A 6,596-nucleotide genomic window follows, 5' to 3' on the forward strand; every position below is an offset into this window, starting at 1 on the left:
TTTTAGGTATGAAGCTTAGTGTGAGCCTCTCCGCGGACGATGTGGCGACGCTCGACCAGGAGGTTTGCCGGTCGGGGCTGCCGAGTCGGTCCGCGGCTGTAGCCAAAGCGATCGAGCTGTTGCGCGCTCGAGCGCTCGAGGACGCGTATGAGCAGGCGTGGGATGACTGGTCGGCAACCGAAGCAGATGGTGTCTGGAACGAGGTAGTCGCGGACGGGCTGGCTTGATGCGCCGGGGCGATATCGTCACGGTGGACTTCGATCCGGTTCGCGGTAATGAGGTGTCGAAGCATCGGCCCGCGATCGTGGTCAGCAACGACGGTGCCAATCGAAGGGCCGAGCAGCTCGGCCGGGGTGTGATCACGGTCGTCCCTGTCACCAGCAATACCGAGCGAATCTTCCCTTTCCAGGTGCTGTTGGACGACGTCCCGGGCCTTCGTGTCGCCTCCAAAGCCCAAGCGGAGCAGGTTCGTTCGGTTTCGGTCGAACGGGTCGGACGAGTCCTCGGCAGGCTGTCGGTCAAACAACTCTCCGAGCTGGATAACGCCCTCCGTCTGCATCTCGCCCTTTGAGCGCTTGTTGTTTCCACATTCGGGGTCGGTCGCGGACGGGTGTGTATCTGCGCGGTGGGGATGGACTGCGTTCGGCACAGGCCGCGCCGGTCCAGCAGCCGATCGCCGACGAATGGCGTGATCCCCGAGTGCGATTCGGCGCTGTCGCGGGCCCCGACCGGTACAGCGACCGGCTGGGTGTCGCCTTGCTCGTGTATCGCAGCCTGCTGCGCGAGGCGAATCTGCCCGCGCTGGTGGATGGCCGCTGGTTCATGCGCTCCGAATTGGCGCCCGGGCTGGACCCGGGTGTGCGTGCGCTGATCGAGCGGGCCTTCGACGACCCGTCGGCCACCGAGGCGCGCCCGTCCGCGGCGGAGTGGCGCGCAGCCGTGCTCGCCGCGCCGGCACCGCCGCCCGTACCCGTGTTCTCACCCCCGAGACCGCCTGAGCCGCAACGAAGGTCGGGCGCGTTGGCCGCGGCGATCATCGCCGGTGCCGTCGTCGCGATCGTCACGACCGTTCTGGTCGTGCGCGCCGTACAGAGTTCCGACCAGAGCGCCGCGTCGTCGACCTCGACATATTCGCCCTACACCACCACCTCGCACTCTTCCCGCCCGCCGACCACCACCACGCCCGCGTTCGACTGGTCCTCCCTCGATTCGGCGGCCACCGACAAAACCCCCTTCACCGCCCTGCTCCCGCAGTCCTTCCGCGACGGCAAGAACGTGAACTACACCCTGCGTTCGAGCGGCGTCATGGACTGCATCACTCCTGCCATGTCCGCGAACGTGAAATCCATTCTGCGCACCTACAATTGCGCTCATCAGGTCGCCGGCCCCTACGTCGACGACTCCAACAAGATCATGGTCTCGGTGAACGTCCTCGCCCTCGACACCACCGCAGACGCCGACCGTCTCTACGCCACCATGAAAGGCCAAACCCAAGACTGGGCCCTCTGGTGCCCCCACGACGGCCCCGGCGCCGACGTCTGCACCAACGACCCCTCCCGCGCCCGCCGCAGCGGCTACAGCGCCCACCAATACCGCTACATCTACGAATCCACCGCCCTCTACATCACCCTCTCCCGAGACCCCACCACCGACGACTGGACCGACCCCGCAGCCAAAGCCGCCGCCGACCAAGCCGGCCCCGAAAACTACTGGCACAAATGACAACCCCCGCACGACCGAATGAATCGGGCCCTTACACGGGAATCGCCTGGCCATGCGTGAATGTGATACCGGGTATGCGGGATTCTCGCTTTTCGCATGCCTGGTATCGCTCGTAGCGTCGGCGGTATGAGCACGGAGAACAAAGAACTGATGCGTGGCATCTTCGAGCAGTTGGCGGTGGGGAACGGGCGGGCGTTGACCGCTGCCATGGCCGACGAGTGCAGCTGGACCTTTCCCGGATCTTGGTCGTGGGCGGCCACGTGGGCGCCGAAAACCGCTGTGGTGCAGGGGCTTCTGCGGCCGCTCATGGCGCAGTTCGCCGAGCCCTACCGGCTCGAGGCGGACCTGATCCTGGCCGACGGTGATCGCGTCGTGGTTCAGGCGCGTGGCTACGGCACGACGGTGTCGGGCGACCGCTACCACCAGACCTACTGCATGCTGTTCACCGTGGCCGACGGCCGGATCACCGAGGTCGTCGAGCATTGCGATACGGCTCTGGTGGAGCGTGTCCTGAAGCTGCTCACGCCCGCGGCCTGACCCTTCCGCCTCACCCTTCGAGCAGGAGGGTGACCGGCCCGTCGTTGACGAGCTCGACGTGCATGTGCGCCCCGAACCGCCCGGTGGCGACGGTCGCGCCGAGTTCGTGCAGCGTGTCCGCGAAGACATCGACCAGCGGTTCGGCCACCGAACCCGGCGCGGCTGCCGACCAGGAAGGCCGCCGCCCCTTCGCGGTGTCGGCGTAGAGCGTGAACTGGCTGATGACCAGCACCGGTGCGCCCAGATCCGCCGCGGACCGCTCGCCCTCCAGGATCCGCAGCCGGAACAGCTTGTCCGCCAACGCCTTGGTGGTGGCGACAGTATCGGTGTGCGTCACCCCGACCAGCGCCACCAGCCCGTGCGGCGCCCCGTGCGCGGCCGGATCGATGCTGCCGACCACCTCGCCGCCCACGCTGACCTGTGCCCTCGTGACACGCTGCACCAGTACCCGCATGAATACCGATCTTCGCAGATGGCGGCGCTGCCACCCGCTCCGGCTGACACTCTCGCACCGAGGATCTGCCCGCCTGTCCCGAATTTCCTTGTGCGCCACCGCGAGTTCACGGCAGTAGGCTGTGCTGGCATTGACATCTGAAACCTCGGCGGAGCGGCAGTAGTTACCGATGGCACCTGACAATACGAAGACACCTGTGTGGGGATCGGGCTTGAAGGCGCAGATCGACGCGCACACATTGCAGTTCGACCCCAAGGACGCACAGACCGCGATCAACGCGACGTCGACGCTGCTCGCATCGATGCGCGCGTATCAGAAGGCGGTCTCGGACTTCAAGCTGGATTCGCTCCCCGACATCAGCTTCCTCGGGTCCGGTCAGGCGCTCACCTCGGGATTGAACCGCCGGGGGATCGAGCTGAAGACGGCGCTCGGCACCCATGTCGACATCCTGACCGCCATGATCGACACGTTCCGGGAGGCGTCGAAGGCCTACCGTTACGCCGACGGGGTGTCGGCCGATCAGCTGAAGGCCGCGGAGAGCAACATCAAATGGGCGACGGACTTCCCGACCCCTACGAACGCGGCCGATCTGGATATCAACCCGAAGACCTACCGCTCCGGCGCGTTCAGTCAGTTCCCGGAACTCCCGAAGGACCTCAAGAACTGGGCCAAGGACGACCACAAGACGAAAGACAAGTACCCGATCAACTGGGAGTCCAAGGACCAGGATTGGGATACGTTGATCAAGCTGCACAACACCCTCAACGGCGATCCGTACGCCTTCGCGGGCGAGGATTACGCGCAGTTGGCGAGCAAGATCGACAGCAAGTCCAAGGCGTTCGTGAACACCATCGAGGGTCTGGCCAACAGCTGGCTCGGCGCCGGCGGCAAGGCCGCGCGGGACGCGGTCAACAAATACGCCAACGATCTGCAGCCGCTCGTCGACACCATGAACACGATGAGCAGTCTGCTGACCTGGACCGGCAGCTGGGTCGCGTACTGCAAGGACGCGATGCCGTCCAAGAAGCACGACAGCTGGTACGACAGCTGGCCGTGGGGCGACAGCGATTTGAGTTCGTACCGCAAGAAGTTCGGCTGGTATTACCTCGAGCCGGGCAAGGACACCCAGTCGGTGCTGCCGGTGATGCCGGGACCTCAGGTCGACGCGCCCACGCCGCCGAATCCGGGCGACAAGCCACCCGCGCCGCCCGGAGACACGCCGACCGCCCCGCCGGCGGACAAGCCCACCGCCCCGCCCGGCTCCCCGGCCGGGGACAAGCCCAGCGCCCCATCCGGAGGTCAGCCGACCGGCTCACCCTCGGGTAAGCCCAAGACTCCCGGGGAGAGTCCCCAGGGGCAAAACCATCCGCAGGGGCAAAACCCGAACGACCAGCCAAAGAAGCACGACCAGCACGACAAGCCCAAGAACGACAAGAACCACCCGAACGGCCAAAGCCCCAACGGCCAGAAGCCCAACGGCCAGAACCCGAATGGCCAGACTCCGAATGGTCAGAGCCCGAACAGCCAATATCCCAATGGCCAGAACCCGAACGGCAACCCCAACCCCAACTCCGGCTATCCGAATACCTCGACGCCGCAGACGACCTCGTCCGGCGCCACCGGCGGTTCCGACACCTCGCAGCTCACCAGCGCCCTCACCTCGCTGATGACCGGGATGACCTCCGGCATCTCCACCCTGTCGCAGCAGTTGCCAACCCTGCTGCAGCAGTTGCAGTCCGCGACGCAGACCACCGACACCGCCGCTCTGGCACACCTTTTCGGCGTGCCGGAGGACAAGGTCACGTCCGCGTTCGCGGCGGTCGAGAAGGACCCGGCCAAACTGGCACAACTCGGCCAGCTGCTCGGCCTCACCTCCACCGCCGATACCCCGATGGCGGGCATTCCCGCCACCGAGGTCCGCTCGGAGGCGCTGCCCGTCGGAACGGACGGCCAGTCCCGGGCGACCGGCCAGGCCGCCGGCACACCGGCGTTCACGAACCTGTTCCGCACCGGTCTCGGAGCGGAACTCGCCACGCCCATCGGCACTCCGGAGGGCGCCATGGTCGCCTCCGCGGCGGGCGCGGAGCCGGTGGACGTTCCGGTCGATTTCGTGCGGACCCTCGAGCACGGTCTCGATCAGGCGTTCGGGGCGCCGGAGGCGACGGCGGCCGAGCAGTGATCTGGGACTTCTCCGATGACGAGTTCATCGTGCTGTGCAACCGCTACCTCGACGGCGATGTCCCGTTTCCGCTGACCTACACCAGCCGCCATCGCTACGAGGACGACGAACGACGCGCCCTGAGCGAGGTGAGCGAGCGGCTCGGTACCGGTTTGTTCGCCGAGATCAAGCCGGTGTTCGAGATCCTGGCGGATCCCGATCTCGTCATCGCCGCCCACGCCCGCCACGACGACGATCTCGACAACCCGGCGCTGCGGATTCGCGTGCATGCGGCCCGGCGGGGTCGCCGGGCTGTCCTGGTGACCATGAAGCCCGGCGAAACCATTTATCACAGTGGCGGTTTCACGCTCACCGAGTGCGAGCCGGAGGAGTTGCCCGCGCTGGTGGTCGCCCAGTTGCCCGCCACCGATGCGGGTGGCGGACCGGTGGTGCCGTTGCTCTCCGAACCGGAGGAGCGGGACCCGTTCGAGGTCAGGCAGTCGCTCGCGTTCGACTCCTTCGAGGAGACGAGCGAAAGCCGCAGTGCGGCGTTCTGGGCCGCCTCGGCCGAGTGGAACGGTTTCATCCGAGTCCGACAGGGCCGCTCCATCTATGGGCCTCGCGGTGTCATGGATTCGCTGCTGGCCTGGCGCGATCTGCGGCTGGACGGGCGGTACCTGTTCGAGGTGGGGGTGGCGGACGCGCAGGCGGTCCCGGTGTCTCCGCTTCAGCTGACCGAGCGGGTCGACGCCCGCATGTGGGAAGTCCTGTCGCACAGGGAGGATCGCGGCGAGTAGGCGACGGCCGGGTGCGCGGCACGATCGGCCCGAATCGGCACCCGCCGTTAATTTTCCGGCTACTGCGTGGTTGCCAACGCCTGACATGGTTGCTCACCATGAGCGATCGGTTGGAGGCCTACGAGGATCTGCTGATCACCGCGGCCGGTAAGACGGACAAGGTGCGCGACGGCATCGAAAAGGTCGTCAGCACACTGGTTTCCGCCGTCGACGGCCGCGGCACGCCGTGGGGCGACGACACGCTCGGCCACAACTTCGCCAACGGCGATCAGGGCTATCTCGCCGGTAAGAAGAACATCCTCGAGGGTGCGAGCAATATGGCCGGCACCTTCGGCAACTTCTCGGATGGTCAGAAGAAGGCCGCGGAGGATTTGAAGAAGATGGATCACGACAACGGCGACGGGTTCCAGTGATCCGATCATGGTGAACGAGCGGGCCCGATCCGATTTCGCGGATATTCTCGACGACTTTCGCGACCAGATGCGCACCATCACCCAGTTGCAGCGCGAACGCGCGGCGCTGACCGCGTCGGCGAGCGTCCGCGGCAAACGCGTGACCGTCACCGTGAACGCGGACGGCACGCTGATCGAAACCAAATTCGGTTCGGGCATCGAGGATCTCGACTACCACGAGATCGCCAAGGCGGTGACCGAGGCCGCGCAGCAGGCTAGTGCGGAGGTGGCCAGGCGCGGCCGGGAGATCCTGGATCCGCTCTCGCGCAACCGCGATCGGCTGCCGAAGCTGATGGAGATGGTGCCGGGCATGCCGGACCTGGGTCAGGAGCTGCGGATTCCGGAACCGCCGGTGGTCTCGACCGCGCCGCCCAAGGCGCCGGAACGCCGTGCCGCCGATCCAGAGGAGCGGCGATCTCGCGGTGGGGCCACCGATTCCGGATGGTGACACCGCGCTTGCGGGCGGGATAGCGGCG

At 66.5% G+C, this 6,596-nt stretch carries 9 protein-coding genes; 8 read left to right on the forward strand and 1 reads right to left on the reverse strand.

Annotated features, from left to right (window positions below):
• The first annotated feature begins 8 nt into the window (after positions 1–8).
• From D7D52_RS28175 to D7D52_RS28190, 4 genes are all read left to right on the forward strand, one after another.
• Positions 9–227, forward strand: coding sequence for a ribbon-helix-helix protein, CopG family (locus D7D52_RS28175; protein ID WP_120741157.1), 219 nt, complete (start codon positions 9–11; stop codon positions 225–227).
• Positions 224–571: a type II toxin-antitoxin system PemK/MazF family toxin gene (locus tag D7D52_RS28180; protein WP_162958602.1), complete on the forward strand. Its 348-nt coding sequence runs from the start codon at positions 224–226 to the stop codon at positions 569–571. The genes D7D52_RS28175 and D7D52_RS28180 overlap by 4 nt, the downstream gene beginning before the upstream one ends.
• A gap of 41 nt (positions 572–612) precedes the next feature.
• Positions 613–1,722, forward strand: coding sequence for a hypothetical protein (locus tag D7D52_RS39985; protein WP_120741161.1), 1,110 nt, complete (start codon positions 613–615; stop codon positions 1,720–1,722).
• Between the two features lie 126 nt (positions 1,723–1,848).
• Positions 1,849–2,259, forward strand: coding sequence for a nuclear transport factor 2 family protein (locus tag D7D52_RS28190; protein WP_162958603.1), 411 nt, complete (start codon positions 1,849–1,851; stop codon positions 2,257–2,259).
• A gap of 10 nt (positions 2,260–2,269) precedes the next feature.
• On the opposite strand, the gene dtd is transcribed toward D7D52_RS28190, so the two are convergent.
• Complete coding sequence (gene dtd / locus D7D52_RS28195) at positions 2,270–2,713, reverse strand: D-aminoacyl-tRNA deacylase (protein ID WP_120741165.1); 444 nt, start codon at positions 2,711–2,713, stop codon at positions 2,270–2,272.
• A gap of 211 nt (positions 2,714–2,924) precedes the next feature.
• On the opposite strand from dtd, the gene D7D52_RS28200 reads away from it, so the two are divergent.
• The 4 genes from D7D52_RS28200 to D7D52_RS28215 all read left to right on the forward strand — a co-directional run bounded on the left by D7D52_RS28200 (position 2,925) and on the right by D7D52_RS28215 (position 6,568).
• Positions 2,925–4,892: a hypothetical protein gene (locus D7D52_RS28200; protein WP_162958604.1), complete on the forward strand. Its 1,968-nt coding sequence runs from the start codon at positions 2,925–2,927 to the stop codon at positions 4,890–4,892.
• Positions 4,889–5,668 carry an ESX secretion-associated protein EspG gene (locus D7D52_RS28205; RefSeq protein WP_120741169.1) on the forward strand — a complete coding sequence of 260 codons (780 nt, stop codon included), beginning with the start codon at positions 4,889–4,891 and terminating at the stop codon, positions 5,666–5,668. The genes D7D52_RS28200 and D7D52_RS28205 overlap by 4 nt, the downstream gene beginning before the upstream one ends.
• A 98-nt stretch (positions 5,669–5,766) precedes the next feature.
• Entirely contained in the window at positions 5,767–6,081 is a 315-nt protein-coding gene (locus D7D52_RS28210; RefSeq protein WP_162958605.1) for a hypothetical protein, read from the forward strand.
• Positions 6,082–6,088: 7 nt separating this feature from the next.
• Positions 6,089–6,568, forward strand: coding sequence for a YbaB/EbfC family nucleoid-associated protein (locus D7D52_RS28215; protein WP_120741173.1), 480 nt, complete (start codon positions 6,089–6,091; stop codon positions 6,566–6,568).
• Positions 6,569–6,596: the final 28 nt, after the last annotated feature.

The sequence above is a fragment of the Nocardia yunnanensis genome, assembly GCF_003626895.1.
GTDB classification, from domain to species: Bacteria; Actinomycetota; Actinomycetes; order Mycobacteriales; family Mycobacteriaceae; genus Nocardia; species Nocardia yunnanensis.